The sequence below is a fragment of the Faecalibacterium sp. Marseille-Q4896 genome (assembly GCF_017377615.1).
Classification (GTDB): Bacteria; Bacillota; Clostridia; order Oscillospirales; family Ruminococcaceae; genus Faecalibacterium; species Faecalibacterium taiwanense.
The window spans coordinates 222,923-241,013 of sequence record NZ_JAFREG010000002.1 but is presented as its reverse complement, the minus strand read 5'-3'; the positions used below and the strand labels follow the sequence as shown (position 1 = coordinate 241,013).

The 18,091-nt window shown below is 56.2% G+C and carries 13 protein-coding genes and 1 other annotated feature; of the genes, 7 read left to right on the top strand and 6 right to left on the bottom strand.

The genetic code is table 11. The features are described from left to right. Nucleotides 1-25: 25 nt before the first annotated feature. The 6 genes from J3348_RS05035 to J3348_RS05010 all read right to left on the bottom strand — a co-directional run bounded on the left by J3348_RS05035 (nt 26) and on the right by J3348_RS05010 (nt 6,226). Nucleotides 26-733, bottom strand: coding sequence for an FCD domain-containing protein (locus tag J3348_RS05035; RefSeq protein ID WP_207698476.1), 708 nt, complete (start codon nt 731-733; stop codon nt 26-28). Between the two features lie 111 nt (nt 734-844). Next, nucleotides 845-1,855, bottom strand: a complete 1,011-nt coding sequence (locus J3348_RS05030) for an alcohol dehydrogenase catalytic domain-containing protein (RefSeq protein ID WP_207698475.1) — start codon at nt 1,853-1,855, stop codon at nt 845-847. Then, nucleotides 1,849-2,997, bottom strand: a complete 1,149-nt coding sequence (dgoD, locus tag J3348_RS05025; RefSeq protein ID WP_207698474.1) for a galactonate dehydratase — start codon at nt 2,995-2,997, stop codon at nt 1,849-1,851. Before dgoD ends, J3348_RS05030 begins: the two co-directional genes overlap by 7 nt. 89 nt (nt 2,998-3,086) lie before the next feature. Further along, nucleotides 3,087-4,337: an enolase C-terminal domain-like protein gene (locus tag J3348_RS05020; protein ID WP_207698473.1), complete on the bottom strand. Its 1,251-nt coding sequence runs from the start codon at nt 4,335-4,337 to the stop codon at nt 3,087-3,089. A gap of 29 nt (nt 4,338-4,366) precedes the next feature. Beyond that, the gene (locus tag J3348_RS05015) at nt 4,367-5,134 is read right to left on the bottom strand and encodes an SDR family oxidoreductase (RefSeq protein ID WP_207698472.1); all 768 of its coding nucleotides are present in this window, start codon (nt 5,132-5,134) and stop codon (nt 4,367-4,369) included. Nucleotides 5,135-5,188: 54 nt separating this feature from the next. Continuing rightward, the gene (locus tag J3348_RS05010) at nt 5,189-6,226 is read right to left on the bottom strand and encodes an alcohol dehydrogenase catalytic domain-containing protein (RefSeq protein WP_097773822.1); all 1,038 of its coding nucleotides are present in this window, start codon (nt 6,224-6,226) and stop codon (nt 5,189-5,191) included. 353 nt (nt 6,227-6,579) lie between these two features. Between J3348_RS05010 and J3348_RS05005 the strand changes: the two genes are divergently transcribed. The 7 genes from J3348_RS05005 (at nt 6,580) to J3348_RS04975 (ending at nt 17,972) form a co-directional block, all read left to right on the top strand. Beyond that, the gene (locus tag J3348_RS05005) at nt 6,580-6,789 is read left to right on the top strand and encodes a hypothetical protein (RefSeq protein ID WP_207698471.1); all 210 of its coding nucleotides are present in this window, start codon (nt 6,580-6,582) and stop codon (nt 6,787-6,789) included. A 269-nt stretch (nt 6,790-7,058) separates the two neighbouring features. Then, nucleotides 7,059-8,117 carry a TRAP transporter substrate-binding protein gene (locus J3348_RS05000; protein ID WP_207698557.1) on the top strand — a complete coding sequence of 353 codons (1,059 nt, stop codon included), beginning with the start codon at nt 7,059-7,061 and terminating at the stop codon, nt 8,115-8,117. Nucleotides 8,118-8,206: 89 nt separating this feature from the next. Then, on the top strand, nt 8,207-8,704 hold the full coding sequence (locus J3348_RS04995) for a TRAP transporter small permease (RefSeq protein ID WP_207698470.1): 498 nt from the start codon (nt 8,207-8,209) through the stop codon (nt 8,702-8,704). Between the two features lies 1 nt (nt 8,705). Then, nucleotides 8,706-9,986, top strand: coding sequence for a TRAP transporter large permease (locus J3348_RS04990; RefSeq protein ID WP_207698469.1), 1,281 nt, complete (start codon nt 8,706-8,708; stop codon nt 9,984-9,986). A gap of 453 nt (nt 9,987-10,439) precedes the next feature. Continuing rightward, nucleotides 10,440-10,696: a binding site (T-box leader), on the top strand. 79 nt (nt 10,697-10,775) lie between these two features. Continuing rightward, nucleotides 10,776-11,720: a bile acid:sodium symporter family protein gene (locus tag J3348_RS04985; protein ID WP_097777253.1), complete on the top strand. Its 945-nt coding sequence runs from the start codon at nt 10,776-10,778 to the stop codon at nt 11,718-11,720. A 229-nt stretch (nt 11,721-11,949) separates the two neighbouring features. After that, the gene (locus J3348_RS04980; RefSeq protein WP_207698468.1) at nt 11,950-14,643 is read left to right on the top strand and encodes a hypothetical protein; all 2,694 of its coding nucleotides are present in this window, start codon (nt 11,950-11,952) and stop codon (nt 14,641-14,643) included. 218 nt (nt 14,644-14,861) lie between these two features. Next, on the top strand, nt 14,862-17,972 hold the full coding sequence (locus J3348_RS04975; RefSeq protein ID WP_207698467.1) for an S-layer family protein: 3,111 nt from the start codon (nt 14,862-14,864) through the stop codon (nt 17,970-17,972). Nucleotides 17,973-18,091 lie beyond the last annotated feature (119 nt).

The window sequence follows — 18,091 nt, the reverse complement described above, 5'->3', positions numbered from 1 at the left end:
TGCGTATCAGACAGGAAAAAGCGGCTCAGAGGTCGTTTTTCTCCTGCCCCAGATTATCGGATTCCAGATCGTACAGGCCGTGCTGCAGGTGCTCTTCCATCATGACCCGGGCGCGCTTGACATCGTGCTTGCGGAAAGCATCCAGCAGAATGCCGTGGTAGTAGATGCCGCCATAATAGCCCGTGGAAAGAATCAGCATCTTGCCCAGATTGGCCCGGCGCTGGAAGGTCTCGTTCATAATGGCAATGGTGTAGGCATTGCCGCAGGCGTTGATGATCTCCATGTGGAACGCAACATCCGCGTTGATGAACTCTTCACACCTGCCCACGGAGGCCTTCATGGTTTTGAGGTAGCCCTCCAGTTTGGCAATCAGCTCCGGCGAGGCGGTCTGGGCCACCTGTGCACAGATCGCAGGTTCTACGATGCTGCGGAACTCCAGGATCTGCTTCATGGTCTCGGTAGCATCGATGGTGGGAGCCGGTTCCTCCACATTGGAATAGAAGGCCGAAAGATCGTCCGAGATCAGGAAGGTGCCCTTGCCGTGCACGCTTTCCAGAATGCCCAGCGCAATGAACTGCTGCAGGGCGCTGCGCACGGACACACGGCTGACCCCCAGCTCTTCGCACAGCTGGTTTTCACTGGGGATCTTTTCGCCCACGGTCCAGTTGCCGTTGCGGATATTTTTGCGGATATAGTGGGCAATCTTTCCGGTAACGCTGCCCTTATCGGCCATAGTGGAACACCTCTTTGTATTACAACTTTTTCTAACTATATCATAGGATGTTGCAAAAGTAAATCAAAATCAGCGAAAACTGGCAGAAAAAACTTGTATGCAGACAACTGCTCACGGGATCAGGACGGCTTTGGTCAGGCTTTCGTCCCGGTGCACAAGGCGGTCGAACACCTGCGCACCCTCGGCCAGCGGAAAGCTCTGCCACAGGCCGGTCAGGCCGGCGCGGCCCTCGGCAATGGCCTGCAGGCAGACCGGATACTCCCCGGCGGAGGAATAGCTGAACTGCACATCGATCTGCTCGGTGATGCAGCGCTGCAGCGGGAAGTCGATGGTCCGGGCGTGGTTGCCGATGACCATGATGCGTCCGCCCTTGCGCACCAGCTCCATGGCCTGTGTAAAGGAGTTTTGGGAACCGACGGCATCGTACACCACATCGGCACCGCGCTCTGCGGTGAGTTGCGGCAGCTGAGCGCAGTCCAGTGCACCCAGCTGTGCGGCCAGCTGCATGGTCCGGGCGTGGTGGCCGCTTATGCAGACCTGTGCGCCCTGACTTTTTGCGGCGATCAGGGTCATCAGGCCAATGGTGCCGTCACCGATCACGGCAGCGGTCTGCCCGGTGGCAAGGCCGCTGCGCAGCACTGCGTGCATTCCCACGGCAAACGGTTCCACAAGGCAGCCCTGTTCAAAGCTGACGGTGGGCGGCAGGGCATACAAAGTGCGGGCCTTTACGGCGATGTACTGGGCCATGGCACCATTTTTGCGGTACTCGGTGCAGGCAACGCCTACGATGCGGCGCTGTGCGCAGAGGTTGTGCATCCCGTGGGTGCAGAACCAGCAGTGGCCGCAGTATTCGGTGGAATCAAAGGTGACGCGGTCGCCCACGGCCCAGCTCTGCACGGCTTCGCCCAGCTGCGCAATGGTGCCGCTGGCTTCGTGGCCCATGACCAGCGGCGGGATGCGCCGCCCGTTCTCACCGCTGCTGCCGTGCACATCGCTGCCGCAGATGGCGCAGGCCTTTACCTCCACCAGCACCTCGTCCGGTGCCGGTTCAGGGCGGGGAACATCCCGGTATTCAAAGGTATGCGGTGCGGTGAACACCAGTGCTTTCATCATGTTTACCATTCTGCCACGCTCCCGTCCTCATGCCTCCAAACCGGGTTCTTCCAGCTATGCGGGGTTTGGCCCTCTTCCTCCACCAGAGCCTTGTTCACCTCTACGCCAAGGCCGGGCTTCTGGGGCAGGCTGACAAAGCCGTTCACGAACTTGAAATCCTCGGGGTTCAGCGCATAGTCCAGCACGCTGCGGCCCTCGTTGTAGTGGATGCCGATGCTTTGCTCCTGAATGGCCGCGTTGTAGCAGGTGGCATCCAGATTTAGGCAGCTGGCAAGGGCCACCGGGCCAAGCGGGCAGTGGGGAGCAAGGGCCACATCGTGGGCTTCGGCCATGGCGGCGATCTTCTTGCACTCGGTCAGGCCGCCGGCATGGGAAAGGTCCGGCTGCACGATGTCCACGCCGCCAATGGCCAGCAGACGCTTGAAATCGTACTTGGTGAACAGGCGTTCACCGGTAGCAATGGGAATGTTGCAGGCCGCCGCAATCTCGGGGAAATACTCCATGTTATCGCAGAGAACGGGTTCCTCAATGAACATGGGGTCGAACTCTTCCAGCTTTTTGGCCACGATCTTTGCCATGGGCTTGTGCACCCGGCCGTGAAAATCAATGGCAATGCCAAAATCCTTGCCGCAGCTCTCACGCACGCTGGCTACGCGCTCCAGCAGGGCATCGATCTTGGCGTAGCTGTCCAGAAACTGCAGCTCGTCGGTGCCGTTCATTTTGATGGCGGTGAAGCCTTGCTTTTTCTTTTCCAGTGCAGCGCGGCCCACATCGGCGGGGCGGTCGCCGCCCACCCAGCTGTACACCCGCATCTTATCGCGGCAACTGCCGCCCATCAGCTGCCAGACCGGCACATTGAAGTATTTGCCCTTGATATCCCACAGGGCCTGATCGATGCCGGAGATGGCGCTCATCAGGATGCCGCCGCCACGGTAGAATCCGCCGCGGAACAGCACAGTCCACAGGTCTTCAATCTTCATGGGGTCGGCACCAATGAGGTACGGCTCCATCTCATGGATGCACTCGCATACGGTGGCGGCGCGGCCTTCCAGCACCGGCTCGCCCCAGCCGGAAATGCCTGCATCGGTGCTGATCTCAATAAAAGCCCAGCGGGGACGCACCAGCCATGTCTGAAGTTTTGTGATCTTCATAGCAATGCTCCTTTGAGAACAAAAAACACTGTACGATTCCAGCCGTGTTTCTCCGTCAGGGATCGTACAGTGTCAAAGGTTATTGCAAATTACGGAGTCTGCAGGCTACCGTCGCGGTTGCGGGTCTGGGTCCAGGTGGTCACCGTGTTCTCACAGGGATACTTTGCGGCCTCCTTCTCATTCAGGTCTACGCCGAGACCGGGCTTGTCGTTGGCGTAAACAAAGCCGTCGTTGCCGTACTCGGGCATACCGGGGAACACTTCCAGCAGAGCGCCGTGGTTATCCTTCAGCTTCTGGATAACGAAGTTGGGCGGTTCGATGCCGCTCCACTCCTGCAGGCCCAGATTCTGAGCGGCCAGATCGATGTGGATGTTGGCTGCATGAGCCAGCGGGCTCATGTCGCCGGGGCCGTGCCAGCAGATGCGCACACCATACTGCTCGCAGAACATCTGCAGCTTGCGGGCCGGGGTGATGCCGCCCACCTGGCTCAGATGCACGCGCATGTAGTCGATGCTGCGGTTCTGCACCAGCTTCTTGTACTCGGCAGGGTTGTTGAACAGCTCGCCCTGGCTCAGCGGGGTCACGCTGGTCTGCTTGATCTTATCCAGCCATTCCACCTGCTCCAGAGGCACAACGTCCTCCATGAAGAACAGCTTGTAAGGCTCCATCTCCTTGACAAAGGTGACGGCCTCGGTGGGGTGGATGCGCTCGTGCACATCGTGCACCAGATCAATGTCGAAGCCTTCCTTGGCACGGATGCCGTCGAACAGCTTTAGGGTGTCGCGCATATACTTCTTGCTGTCCAGATACACGCCCGGCTCTGCGCCTTTGGCTGCCCACCCCGGAGCAGGGCCAAAGCCGCCGCCGCCGTAGCCGCCGCACTGGCAGCGGATGTGCTTGACACCGATGGAACGATACTTCTCGATGTTCTCGCAGATCTCGTCCACATTGGCACCGTCCACATGGCGGTACACCGGAACACCGGCGCGCATTTTGCCGCCGAACAGGTCGTACACAGGCATGTTGGCCATTTTGCCCTTGATGTCCCACAGGGCCATATCCACACCGGAGATGGCATTGTTGACGATGGGGCCGCAGCGCCAGTAGGCGTTCTGGTGCATCAGCTGCCACAGGTCGGAGATGTTGCGCACATCCTTGCCGATCAGCAGCGGACGCAGATAGGTCTCAATGAGATGCTGCACGGTCAGGTGGCGGTAAGCGAAGGTGGCGCAGCCCAGACCGTACAGGCCCGGCTCGCTGGTCTCCACCTTCACCACCACCAGATTGATGCCCTCGGGGGCGGTGCAGATCACTTTAATATCGCGTATGGTAGGGGCCATGACAGGGTTCCTCCCTTTTTATGTGTTGATTACTTGACCAGATAGCCACCGTCAACGGGGATCAGGGCACCGTTCAGGTAGTCGGATGCAGCGGAAGCCAGGAAGACGACGGGACCCTTCATATCCTCGGGCAGGCCCCAGCGGCCAGCGGGGATGCGCTTGGTGCACTCGTCCTTGCGCTCCTGCGTCATGTTGGCGCACATCTCGGTGTCCATGTAGCCCGGGCAGATGCAGTTGATGTTGATGCCGCGGCCGGCGCAGTCAACAGCAACGCTCTTGGTCAGCTGAGCAACAGCGCCCTTGGTTGCGGTGTAGGCAGGCACAGTGGTGCAGCCGAAGTAGGAAGCCATGGAGCCGATGGTGATGATCTTGCCGCCGGTGGGCTGCTTGAGCATGACCTGCAGAGAACGCTGGATCATGAACCAGACGTGGTCCAGATTGATCTTCATGACCAGATCCCACTGCTCTGCGGGGAACTCCTCGGGCAGATAGCGGCGCTGAATGCCTGCAGCGGGGACCAGAACGTCCAGACGGCCGTCCAAAATCTGCAGTGCTTCGTCGAAGGCGCGGTTCAGGTCCTCACGGTCAGCCAGATTGCCGATGACAGAGTAGGCTTCCAGACCCTTGGCGCGGTACTCCTCGCAGACCTTTTCCACCTTTTCCTTCTGGACATCGATGATGACGACCTTGCAGCCTGCCTCCAGCAGACCTTCGGCCATGCCGCGGGACAGACCCTGTGCGCCGCCAGTAACGATCGCATGCTTGCCGGCAATATCAAACTTAGTAAGAGCAGCCATAATAATGATCTCCTTCTATTTTATAATGTACGTGTTTATATCAGGGCCAGAGGGTCAGTCCTCTGCGCCGTCGAACAGGATAACGGTCTTCTTGACAGCCGGATCGGGATGAACGATGTTGTTGAAGACCTTTTCGATCTCGCTGAACTTGACGAAGGTGGTTGCAAGACCTTCCATGTGATACTTGCCCTCGGCCATCTTCTGTGCAGTGGGGACCCACTGGTTCAGGCTCATGCGGGTGCCGCAGATGGTCAGCTCGCGGCCATTGATCATCTGCTGGGTGATCTTTTCGGGCACGGTGCAGAAGCCCATGGGGACCACGCGGCCTGCGTTGCACACGATGCCGGGCTGCATGATCATGGTCAGGCTGCCGGGGAAGCAGGCGGAGTCGAATGCGACGGTGCAGCCGTGGCCGTTGGTGATCTTCTGCACTTCGGCAACGATGTCCTGCGTTTTGCTGTTCACGGTGTAATCGGCACCGAACTGCTTGCTGCGCTCCAGACTGCTGTCGCTGATGTCGCAGCAGATGACGGTTTTAGCACCCTTGAGCTTGCAGGCCTGTGCAATGATGGTGCCGATGGTGCCGGTGCCCAGAATGAACACCACATCGTCCTCGCACACGCCTGCACGGCTGGTGCTGTGCTCGCCGATGGTCAGCGGCTCGATCAGAGCGGCATCCTTCCAGGGGATGCTGTCGTCGATCTTGTAGACGTAAGGCTCTTCGACGCACCAGTATTCACGCCAGCCGCCGTTGGTGCCGCTGCCGCGCACCAGAACGTGCTCGCAGACATTGCCGCGGCCATGCTTGCACTGGTAGCACTCGCCGCAGCGGATCACGTAGTCAATCACGACGTGGTCGCCCACCTTGATGTTTTTGCAGTCTGCGCCAACTTTGGTGACCAGACCAACATTCTCGTGGCCGGGGATCAGCGGGTAGCGGGAGTTGGGGTTCTCGCCCTTATAAATATGGATGTCGCTGCCGCAGACACCAGCAGCCATCATCTTGATCTGGACTTCGTTGTCCTTCGGTTCAGGGATCTCAGTCTCGCGCATCTCAAAGTGGAGCGGCTCGGTGACCCAACACTCTTTCATAACAGTAGACCTCCTTGTTGGTGATCAGTGATCTTCTTGTAAATGTTCCGTCGTCGTATCTTGTTGTAATACAAGATTCATTGGCTTTAGTATACACGACAATACAAGAAAAGCAAGAGGAAATTTGAAAAAACAGGGTTTTAAGGATGATTTTCGACTAACTGCACAATTCCGAGCCTGCCGTTTTGTGATACAAGACGGAAACCAATGTCAAGACAAGTGCCCGGCAGAGCATAAGAGCGGAATAGAAGGAGCATTAAAAATAAAGATACGGAAAAGAATAGCAGCTGCGGGCAGGAATTCTGACGAAACTGGACATGTATCACAGAAAAAATGGCAGGACGGATCGTTTTATGGATATTTCCTATTATAAATGCCTCTTGCGGAAGATGAACTTGTTTCGGCCAAAAAACAAGTTGGGGTGTGCCAGCGGTGCCGGATCGGGTCGGAAGAGGGGAGAAAGAGGCGGTGGACGGTGGAAGCCGGCAGAAGAAAATGGAGCTAAAAAAGTGAAAAACGTCAACTTGAACGGACAAAAAGCACAGGAATATGAAGAGATGTGACAACGATGAAACGTCAAAAAAGTCAAAAGTATAACAAAAGCGGCTAAAAATCTTAAGTTTTATCTTTGAATTGTACAGATTTGCATTTTGAAACAAGTGCACTCTGCACAAAAAACATGTAACTTGTAAAAAGAATGTTGACAAGGCTTGTATTACATGCTATTATGTTGGCAACAGAAAGTCCCACGCAGGTGGGCGCCAGAAAAGTACGTGCAGACCGGCTGACACAAGCCCGGTCATGATGTTTAAGAAAATTGGAGGACAACAAGATGAAACAGTACATCAACCGCCGTGATTTCCTGAAGGCTGCTGGCGTGACCGCAGCTGCCGCTGCTCTGGCTGGCTGCGGTGTCACTTCCGGCTCCACCGCCACTGCATCCAGCACCGCCGCTGCCGGCAAGTACGATGATGTCAAGGCCGATGTCACCCTGACCATGAGCCACCAGATGGCTGCAAGCCACTCTATCAACAAGACTGCTGAGGAGTTCGCTCGTCTGGTCGCTGAGAAGTCCGAGGGCAAGATGAAGGTGGACGTTTACTCCGCTGCAACTCTGGGCACCGAGACCGAGAACCTGCAGGCCCTGACCAACGGCACTCTGGATCTGGCCGTGATCGCTGCCGAGTTCTATGCAAACTACGTGGACGAGGCCGGCTGCCTGTGCCTGCCCTTCGTATACAGCAGCTACGACGACTGCGCTGAGAAGCTGGCCGGTGAGGCGGGCACCACCGTTGCACAGATGATCCTGGACAAGACCAATGTCCGCATTCTGGACTACTACGTGCTGGCATTCCGTCAGATCTTTACCACCGATAAGCCTCTGAACACCGTGGACGATATGTCCGGCCTGATCATCCGCATCCCGGACTCCTCTACTTATAAAGAGACCTTCACCCAGCTGGGCGCTGCTCCCACTCCTGTGGCATGGGGCGAGACCTACACCGCACTGGATACCGGTCTGGTGTCCGCTGTGGAGAACATCCCCGAGTCCATCATGTCCGCCTCCATGCAGGAAGTGTGCAAGTACGTCAACGTTTCCAACCACATCATTGGACCCACCACCATCTCCGTTTCCGAGCAGGTGTTCCAGAAGCTGACCGAAGAGCAGCAGAACATCCTGACCGAGGCCGCTAAGGAAGCCTGCGAGTTTGGCCTGAATGCTACCAAGGACGGCAGCGATGCAAACTTCGACGCTCTGGAAGGTGCCGGTCTGGAAGTGGTGGACACCGATGTTGACAGCCTGAAGGCAAAGATCAACTACAACGCATATGCTTGCGCAAAGACCGACGTCGGCAAGCAGATCCTGACTTCCATGGGTGTTGCTCTCTGATAGACCGTCCGTCTTTCCCTGAAAAAATGTGCGGGCAGGCCGCAAAGGGCTTGCCCGCACTTAATTGAATAAAAGGAGATGAACCCCGCATGAAAAATGTGCGTAAAACGGTGGATAAGATCCTGAATGTGTGCATTCTGGTTCTCTTCATCGCAATGTTCGGTGTTACCACCCTGAACGTTATCATGCGTTATATCTTTAACTCGCCGCTGAGCTTTGCAGTCGAGTTTGGCCGCTACACCTTTGCAGGCATGGTCTATCTCGGCTCCATCTACGTCATGCGCGACGACGGCCACATCGGTCTGGACATCGTGGTGGATGCTCTTCCGGAGCCGCTGCACACCATCGTGAAAAAGTTCTCCCGCGTGCTGGTTCTTGCCTATCTGGCCGTATTCTTCTGCATGAGCACCCGCATGGTTATTGAGAACTGGACCAACCGTTCCAGCACCATGCATCTGCCCATGTCTGTTGTGTATCTGGCCATGGTCATTGGCAGTGCCGGTATGTTCATTGAAGAGCTGCTTCTCCTGCTGGGCAAGGGCGGCAGCGAAAAATTAGATGCAGGCGACATGGGAGGTGGCATGTAATATGTGGATGATCATTGGTATCTTCTTTCTGATGCTGCTCATCGGCGTGCCTGTTGCGTTCGGTGTTGGCATCTCCTCCATGCTGTATCTGGCCCTGAATGGTAAGGATCTCGTCATCCTCACCCAGCGCATCTTCGCTGGTGGTGACTCCTTCACCCTGATGGCAATTCCGCTGTTCATCTTTGCAGGCGAGATCATGAATGCCTGCGGCGTTACCAAGCGCATCGTCGGCTTTGCAAACGAGCTGGTCGGCTTTATCCCCGGCGGTCTGGCACACGTCAACATTCTGGCATCCATGCTGTTTGCAGGCGTTTCCGGTTCCACCTCTGCCGACGTTGCTTCCATCGGCGGCATGCTGATCGGCTCCATGGACGAAGCCGGTTTCGACCGCGACTACGCCACTGCCGTCACCGCGGCATCCGCAACCATCGGTTCCATCATTCCGCCTTCCATCCTGATGGTGCTGTACAGCTCCATCACCGGTATCTCCGTTGGTAAGCTGTTCATGGCAGGCGTGATCCCCGGCATTCTGGTGGGTGTCAGTCAGATGATCTACGCTTTCATCAAGGCAAAGAAGAACCCTGCCAAGTACGACGGCGATGTGAAGGTCAAGTTCGACTTCAAGCGCATGGTCAAGTCCTTCATCAATGCTCTGCCTGCGCTGGTCATGCCTCTGATCATCATTGGCGGCATCCTGTCCGGTGTGTTCACTGCAACCGAGGCCGGTGCAATCGCCGGTGCTTACGGTCTGATCATCGGCATCTTCGTCTACAAGGAGTTCACCTTTGAGGGTGCCATCAAGACGGTCCTCAGCGCAGCCCGCACCTCCGGCATGACCATGCTCATCGTGGCAAGCACCACCGCATTTGGTTACTGCCTGGCCATCGAGAAGTTCCCCGAGCAGGTGTCCGCTCTGCTGACCGGCATCTCCACCAACCCCAACGTCCTGATGCTCCTGATGATCATTGCCATGTGCATCATCGGCATGTTCATGGATACCACCTCTGCCGCCATCATCATGGTGCCCATCTTCTACCCCATCGCCGCAGCTGCCGGCATCGACGGCATCCACTTCGGCATGGTCATGGTGCTCACCTTCATTCTGGGCGGCATCACTCCTCCCGTTGGCGTTACCCTGTACATCGCAACCGCTGTTGCAAAGATCAAGTTCACCAATCTGCTCAAGGAAATGTGGCCGTTCATCCTTCTGTTCATCGCGGTCATGTTCGCAGTTGCTTACTGCCCGGCTATCTGCCTGACCATCCCCAACATGCTGGCCTGATCTGCAGCCGGACAGCAGATGCTCATGAAAAGCTTTTTCTAAATTTTCTCCTAAATCTCCTATCCCTTGCTTTGCATTCTCCATTACTTCCCAACGATTTCCCAAAACAGAAACCATTCGTGCAGAGGTCAGGCTGCTTTCATCCCTCCCGGGTGGAAGCGGCCTGACCCTCTTTTTTGCCAAAGACCCGGAAAGGAGCATTGTTTATGGCACAACTTGTTACCCTTGGCGAGACCATGGCCGCCTGCTCCGTCCTGCTTCCGCTTTAATTGCGGCCTACTCTTTAGACCATGGCTTCGCGTCATCCTGCCGGAGCAGTCGGTGTCGATGCCGTTCTGCTTTGTCTGCTGCGTGAACCACTTTCACTCCTGAAATGAACTGCATGAAAAATCAGAAGGCCCCATTCTATTGACTTTGCCTTTGCAGGGGAGTATACTCCATGTCACCAAGAATATTACGGCTATGACGAGAAAAAGTACCCGGAAGGAATGCTGCAGAGAGCTGCCGGTTGGTGCAAGGCAGTGCAGGGCATCCGTGGGAAGATCCTCTCCGAGCTTTCCGGCTGAATGGGCAGTGTGCGCCCCAGTAAGCAGGAACGGCAGGCCCCCGTTATCACGGGCCGCGCGTTGTTGGACGTGCACTGAGTGGTCAGCGTTGTGCTGGCAATAAGAGTGGTACCGCAGAGGATTTTACACGCCTTTGTCTCTTACAGACCGTAGGGGACAAGGGCGTTTTATTTTGCGGATGCTTTTGTCCCAAAGCATGTCAGAAGGAAAAGGAGAAACAATTATGAAAACACTGGAAAAAGTAAGCGACTTTGTGGGCAAGTACATGGCCGCCATCGTTATTGTGGTGGCCGCGGGTGCCCTGTTCTTCCCCGGCCCGTTCAGCGTGGTAAAGACGGCGTGGGTCAATAACCTGCTGGGCATCGTGATGTTCGGCATGGGCCTTACCCTGAAGCCGGAGGACTTCAAGGTGGTGTTCAGCCGCCCGAAGGATGTGATCGTGGGCTGCGTTGCACAGTTCACCCTCATGCCGTTTCTGGCATGGGCGCTCACGCAGGTGTTCCACCTGCCCACCGAGCTGGCCATTGGCGTGATCCTGGTTGGCACCTGCCCCGGCGGCACCTCTTCCAACGTGATGACCTACCTTTCCAAGGGCGACGTTGCACTGTCCGTTGGCATGACCGCTGTTTCCACCGTGCTGGCTCCTCTCCTCACCCCGCTGCTCACCCTGCTGTACGCTGGCCAGCGTGTTGACGTGAACCCCATGAGCATGTTCATGTCCATCGTCAAGGTGGTGCTGGTGCCCATCGCACTGGGCTTTGTGGTCAATCACTTCTTCCATAAGTTCACCGAGGAAGCCGTCCGCGTGCTGCCTCTGGTCTCCACTACCGCCATCGTGCTGATCATCTGCGCCGTGGTCTCCGCCAACAGCGCCAAGATCATGACCAGCGGTCTGCTGATCCTTGTGGTGGTCATCCTGCACAATGTGCTGGGCTACCTCACCGGCTTTGGCGTGGGCAAGCTGCTCAAGCTGGACTCCACCAAGTGCCGCGCGATCTCCATCGAGGTGGGTATGCAGAACTCCGGCCTTGCAACCAGTCTGGCCGCCGCACACTTTGCACAGTATCCGCTGGCTACCATTCCCGGCGCTGTGTTCTCCGTGTGGCATAACATTTCCGGTGCGATCCTCGCCAACTTCTTTGCCCGCACAGCAGAGAAGAAGGATTGATCTTTCATAACACAGTAAAGCCCCCGGCAGGCGCAAACCTGCCGGGGGCTTTGCTGTGCCTGCGGGCCGGACATCTGCAACAAAACCGGCACAAATTGTGCTTTTCACGCTGCTTTTAGGGCGATTCACGCAGGTTTGCTTCCAAAATGCGGTAAAGTGTGGGATAATCAAGATACTGTAATATATACCCCCCCCCGTAAAAATGCGAGGGGAAAAAGGAGGTTGTACCATGAAACAAGGCAAACTTATCCGGCGTGCAGTATCGGCGGCGCTGGCCGGATGCATGATGTTCACCCTTTCCGCTCCGGCGCTGGCCGAAAGCACCGATGCGCTGATGCAGCTGAGCATGACTCGCCGCAGCGCCGTGAGCGTGCTGGACGCGGAGAACAGCGGAACGGATGCTAATGCGTCTGTTGCTACGAAGTATGGCATTACCATTGAAATCTATGGCAAAGGTGAGGTGGAAGTTGACAGCGATAATTGCAACAACATTCTTGGCTTCCTGAAGTATGATCCTAATGAGAAAAAACTGACCTTGCTGGATCCGAGTGCCGACGCAGTCAATTATCTGACCATCGATGCACCGAACACGGACGTGGTGCTGGAATCCACAAATATGATTGTGAATTTTAATCTGTTGATCGAAAACGCTCGTTCCGTGAAAGTTTCCAGCACTGGTAGTTGGGCACCGGTTTATGGAAAAGTGTTCATCTACTGTGCTTGCCCTGTTACCCTTGAGCACACGGGAGCAGGCATAAATCATGGAGTTGCAATTAGCGGAATTGAGTTTGCCGCTCCGGTAAGTGCGAGCGATTTTGTCTACTATACCAGCGATGCGCCTGATGCAACGCCGACGGATGCGGGCACTGGGACGATTCCGGCCAATACGGTAAATTACCTGCACATTGTGCCGAAAGTTTCCTATACGATTACCACGGCAGACGATGCCACCATCACCGTGGATGGTAAGGCAGTGACCTCGGTCCACGAGGGCGAAAAGGTCACCGTGACCGCAGCAGGCAGAGAAAACGCTGAGTTTACCGGCTGGACTGCTGAGGGCATCACGCTTACAAAGGAGCAGAAGGCGAACCCCACAGTCACCTTTACCATGCCGGGCAATAACGTGACTCTGACCCCGAATTACAATGTTGTACAGGATTATGGCATTGAGGTGGGCAGCGAGAACACTACACCAACCCGCGTTACCAGCAAAAACTGTAAAGACATTTTAAATAAGGGTGTGCTGAGTTATGACCCGACCACCCAAACGTTGAAGTCGAATGGCAAACTACCAAGGTCGCTTCAAAAAATCAACGCACCCGGAAAGGATATAAATCTGGATGGTAAAGATCAGATTGCTGTGGCTGCAAAGTTGATTGTAGTGGATGCACATAATGTAACGATCAGCAGCAATAAGTTTGCTGCGATTTTCGCCAGAGATGATACCAGCACAATCGACTGCACCGGTAAGGTGGATATCCGCAGCGGCGGAGACGTGGTTGTGAATGGAAATCTGAGTATTAACAATCTCGGTGATGTTGATCTTTATGCAAACGGCAATAGTATTTCGAATAAGGCTCTTACCATTACCAGCGGTGGTAACGTGACCATTGAGAGTACCGACGGTAGAGCAGCGAAAAACCTGACGATCAACAAGGCCGAGAATGTCACCATTACCATCAGTGATGACGAAAGAGCAGTCTCCGAAAATACCGACATCACCGCTTCCGGTACTGTGATCCTGAAAAACAATGCACCGGGCGGCCATGTGGGCACTGTTGACTTTACACAGGCAGACGGCAAAAAATACGTCTACTATACCAGCGAAGCCGAGGATGCAAAGCTGATCGACCCGCGCATCCATCCGCTCCCTGATACGGTAGAAAGCAGCTACCTGCGCATTGAGCCGAGGGAGACTTACTACAGCATTACCGTTGCGAACGGCACCGCGCAGGTGGGCGACGACACCACCGGCCGGATTACTACCGCCTTTGAGGGCGAAACGGTCACCGTCAAGGCCAAAGCACCCACCGATGAGGATGCCGCCAAGGGCGTGAAGTTCCACCACTGGAAGGTGGAAGAGGGAAGCACCGCCTTTACCCTGACCGATGGCAAGCTTGGCTCCAAGGAGGAAGCAGGCACCGAGGAAATCAGCTTTGATATGCCCAAAGGCGATGTGAAGCTGACCGCCGTTTACAGCATCCCCGCTTCCGTGCTGAGGAGTACCGTTACTGTTACGGGCGGCACGGCAAAGTCCACTCTGGGCGAGGGCAGCGATATCCCCGCAGAGATCGGCACCACGGTGGAGATCACAGCTACCCCGTATGATGCCGAGAAATACCCCGGCATGGAGTTCGTGGAATGGGAGATCAAGTACCCCGATAGCTTCTACGAGAAATTCCCCGATGGCATTCCGGAAAATCTGCAGCTCAAGCTGGACAATGCCAAGAGCGCGGCCACGACGTTTAAGATGCCCGTTTACCCGGTCAAACTGATCGCCCACTGGTCGGCCAGCGCGGTGGCCGGACCGGACGAACCTATTGATGAAGACTTCGGCGTAGAACCTGCACCCATGGATACCACGGGCGGTGCAATTGCCGCCGTGGCCGTGGGCGGTGCAGCCGTCTGGGGCGGCTACGAGATCGCCACCCGCGTCATCCTGAACGACCTGCTGCCCGAGGGCGCGGCCATCCCCGCAAACCGCGGCCAGCTGGCACTGCTCATCTGGACTGAGAAGGGCAAGCCCGAACCCGCCGCACAGCCCGCCTTTGCGGATGTGACCGACCCCGATATGGCAAAGGCCGCACAGTGGTGCACCGAGCAGGGCACCATGGATGCCAAGGGCGACCGCTTTGAGCCCGAAGGCTGGACCCCGAAGTTCAAGGTGATCGAAGTGTGGAATAAGGCGTTCCCCAAGCAGTAAAACAGCAAACAGCCCCCGGCAGGCGCAAACCTGCCGGGGGCTTTGCTGTGCCTGCGGGCCGGACAACTGCAACAGAACCGGCACAAATCATGCTTTTCACGCTGCTTTTAGGGCGATTCACGCAGGTTTGCTTCCAAAATCCGGTAAAGTGTGAGATAATCAAAGTACCGTAATGCATACCCCCCCCCCGTAATAATTTTCGCAAAGGAGGAACCCCTATGAAACGAAATATTTTGGCCCGGCGGGCAGCTTCCGCTGCGCTGGCAGCGTGCATGATGTTCAGCCTTTCCGCCCCAGCTCTGGCCGCAAGCACCGATGCCCTGCTCCAGCAGAGCACCGCCGCCAAAAGCGCGGTGAGCGTGCTGGACGAAGAGAACGGTACGGAGGTAGAAACTGAGTATCAGATGAATCTCAAATACGGCAGCATCACAGTCTATATTGGGGCTGATGACAAACAGTATGTCCAGCAGGGCAATAATGAAGCCCAGCAAAGGGGCAATCTGTCTATCACAACGGACGGCAGCCAGACGCACAATACCATTACCATCAAAGGCGGCACCATGGGTGCAAAAGTCACACTGTCTAATGTCAATATCGAGACTACTTCCAATGCGGCAGTCTCGGTCAGCGGCAATGTGGAGTTGATCATTGCAGGCACGAACACGAATACCCTGCGCAGCGGCACGGACCACGCCGGTGTGGAAAAGGCCGACGACAATGGAACCCTGACCATCAGCGGCCCCGGTAAGCTGAATGCCTACGGCGGTCAGGGCGGCGCAGGCATTGGCGGCGCATGGCATAAAAATGCCAGCAATATTGTTATTGAAGGTGGTACGATCGAGGCCCACGGCGGTAACTGGGGTGCAGGCATTGGCGGAGGTCAAAGCGCGGCGGGTCAAAATATTACGATTCGCGATGGTAATGTAACGGCGATACCCGGTGGCGAAGCAGCAGGCATTGGCGGCGGCTTTCAAGGTGACGGCAAAAACATTACCATTGAGGGCGGCACGGTACATGCAGAGTCCGGCGGCGGAAGCGGCCCTGTTGCGGCCATCGGCGGCGGACGAGTGGATGGCAAAGGCGAAAATATCCAGATCACCGGCGGCAATGTTACGCTGAAAACTGTAGATGACGATGACATTTATATCGGCAATGGTCAACAGGAAGCTGAAATTGACCCCAGCAAGCTGCTTGGCACGATCATCAAACTGGACGAGAACGACGTTAAGGTTGCCGAAATTGTACAGGATTTCAACATCAAAATCAATGATAAGCCTGTTACCAGAAAGAACTATGAAGACATCCTTGGAGACGGCATCCTCTGCTATGACATTGAGAAAAAGACCCTGACGGCAAAAGAGAGAATCAATTATGTGCTGAAGGTCAGAGCGCCGGAGACGGATGTCATTTTGAACGGCGGCATCGGCGCAAGAAGTAGTTTGACGATCGGACAGCAAGGCGATTCGAGTGCTGTAGGTGCACACGATGTGACCGTTACCAGTGACCGGTATGATGCAATTCAGGGCGAGGCTGACATCAACTGCACCGGTAAGGTGAATATCCGCAGCGACAAAAGTATGGCTGTGAACGGAAGCCTGAACATTTATGATTCCAGCGAAGTGACGCTTTCTGCAGGCAGCAACGTTGTGAATGGCAGCGCAAATATCACCAGCAATGGTAACGTGGCCATTTACAGCACCGTTGGCAGAGCGGCGGAAAAACTGACCATCAACAACGCCGAGAATGTCACCATTTACAGCACCGTTGGCAGAGCGGCGGAAAAACTGACCATCAACAACGCCGAGAATGTCACCATTTCCATCAGAGATGCCGCAGGAGCAGTCTCCGGAGATACCAAGATCACCGCTTCCGGTACTGTGACCCTGAAAAACAACGCACAGGGCGGCCGTGTGGGCACTGTTGCCTTTACACAGGCAGGCGGCAAAAACTACGTCTACTATACCAGCGAAGAGCCGGATGCAAAGCTGATCGACCCGCGCATTCATCCGCTTGCAGAAGCGGCAGGAAGCAGCTACCTGCGCATTGAGCCGAGGGAGACTTACAGCATTACCGTGAAAAACGGCACCGCGCAGGTGGGCGACGACACCACCGGCCTGACCAGCGCCTTTGAGGGTGAAACGGTCACGGTGAGCGGTAAGAACGAAAACCCGAGTGTTACAAAGTTCGGCGGCTGGAAAGTGATCAGCCCGGAAGGCTTTGAACTGACCGAAGCGCAGAAAAATACCGAAAAAAACATGACCTTCACCATGCCGGCCAGCCCGGTGGAGCTGAAAGCTTCTTATAGCTTCCCGGCACCTGTAGTAGATATGCCGGTCATCGTGACGGGCGGTACGATCCGCGTCGGAGGGGGCGAAAGACAGACGGGCACGGTGCTCGTACAGCCGGGCCAGACCGTCACGATCGAAGCCGATGAGCCTGCCAAGGAGAATGAGTCGTTCCATCACTGGAAGGTGGAAAAAGATTCCAGCAAGAATATTGGCATAATTGAGGGCAGTCTGGGTTCCGAAACGGAAAAGGGCACGGAAAAGATCGTCTTTACCATGCCGCAGGACGGCGTGAAGCTGACCGCCGTTTACAGCATCCCCGCTTCCGTGCTGAGGAGTACCGTTACTGTTGAGGGCGGCACGGCAAAGTCCACTCTGGGCGAGGGCGGCGATATCCCCGCAGAGATCGGCACCACGGTGGAGATCACAGCTACCCCGTATGATGCCGAGAAATACCCCGGCATGGAGTTCGTGGAATGGGAGATCAAGTACCCCGATAGCTTCTACCAGAACTTCCCCGATGGCATTCCGGAAAATCTGCAGCTCAAGCTGGACAATGCCAAGAGCGCGACCACGACGTTTGAGATGCCCGTTTACCCGGTCAAACTGATCGCCCACTGGTCGGCCAGCCCGGTGGCCAAGCCTGACCCGGACGAACCTATTGATGAAGACTTCGGCGTAGAACCTGCACCCATGGATACCACGGGCGGTGCAATTGCCGCCGTGGCCGTTGGCGGTGCAGCCATCTGGGGCGGCTACGAGATCGCCACCCGCGTGATCCTGAACGACCTGCTGCCTGCGGGCGCGGCCATCCCGGCAAACCGCGGCCAGCTGGCACTGCTCATCTGGACTGAGAAGGGCAAGCCCGAACCCGCCGCACAGCCCGCGTTTGCGGATGTGGCCGACGCTGACATGGCAAAGGCCGCACAGTGGTGCGTGGAGCAGGGTCTGCTGGATGCACGGGAAGGCAAGTTTGAATCGGACGGCTGGATGCCCAAGTTCAAGACCATTGAGATCTGGAACAAGGCGTTCCCCAAAAAGTAACCTCTGAGCGCTTCCTCCGTAAAGCCTCAGAATGACAGATCTCCCCGATACCGGATACCCGGTATCGGGGGGATTTTTTGCGCAGGCACGCGTGGCATTGGCGGTGGCAATCATCTCCG

Bases quoted from the DNA above. Each gene is read 5' to 3' on its own strand.
- dgoD (WP_207698474.1), bottom strand. From the start codon at position 2,997: ATGAAGATCACAAAACTTCAGACATGGCTGGTGCGTCCCCGCTGGGCT.
- J3348_RS04975 (WP_207698467.1), top strand. From the start codon at position 14,862: ATGAAACGAAATATTTTGGCCCGGCGGGCAGCTTCCGCTGCGCTGGCA.
- J3348_RS04990 (WP_207698469.1), top strand. From the start codon at position 8,706: ATGTGGATGATCATTGGTATCTTCTTTCTGATGCTGCTCATCGGCGTG.
- J3348_RS05035 (WP_207698476.1), bottom strand. From the start codon at position 733: ATGGCCGATAAGGGCAGCGTTACCGGAAAGATTGCCCACTATATCCGC.
- J3348_RS05020 (WP_207698473.1), bottom strand. From the start codon at position 4,337: ATGGCCCCTACCATACGCGATATTAAAGTGATCTGCACCGCCCCCGAG.
- J3348_RS05030 (WP_207698475.1), bottom strand. From the start codon at position 1,855: ATGGTAAACATGATGAAAGCACTGGTGTTCACCGCACCGCATACCTTT.
- J3348_RS04980 (WP_207698468.1), top strand. From the start codon at position 11,950: ATGAAACAAGGCAAACTTATCCGGCGTGCAGTATCGGCGGCGCTGGCC.
- J3348_RS05000 (WP_207698557.1), top strand. From the start codon at position 7,059: ATGAAACAGTACATCAACCGCCGTGATTTCCTGAAGGCTGCTGGCGTG.
- J3348_RS04985 (WP_097777253.1), top strand. From the start codon at position 10,776: ATGAAAACACTGGAAAAAGTAAGCGACTTTGTGGGCAAGTACATGGCC.
- J3348_RS05015 (WP_207698472.1), bottom strand. From the start codon at position 5,134: ATGGCTGCTCTTACTAAGTTTGATATTGCCGGCAAGCATGCGATCGTT.
- J3348_RS05005 (WP_207698471.1), top strand. From the start codon at position 6,580: ATGGATATTTCCTATTATAAATGCCTCTTGCGGAAGATGAACTTGTTT.
- J3348_RS05010 (WP_097773822.1), bottom strand. From the start codon at position 6,226: ATGAAAGAGTGTTGGGTCACCGAGCCGCTCCACTTTGAGATGCGCGAG.
- J3348_RS04995 (WP_207698470.1), top strand. From the start codon at position 8,207: ATGAAAAATGTGCGTAAAACGGTGGATAAGATCCTGAATGTGTGCATT.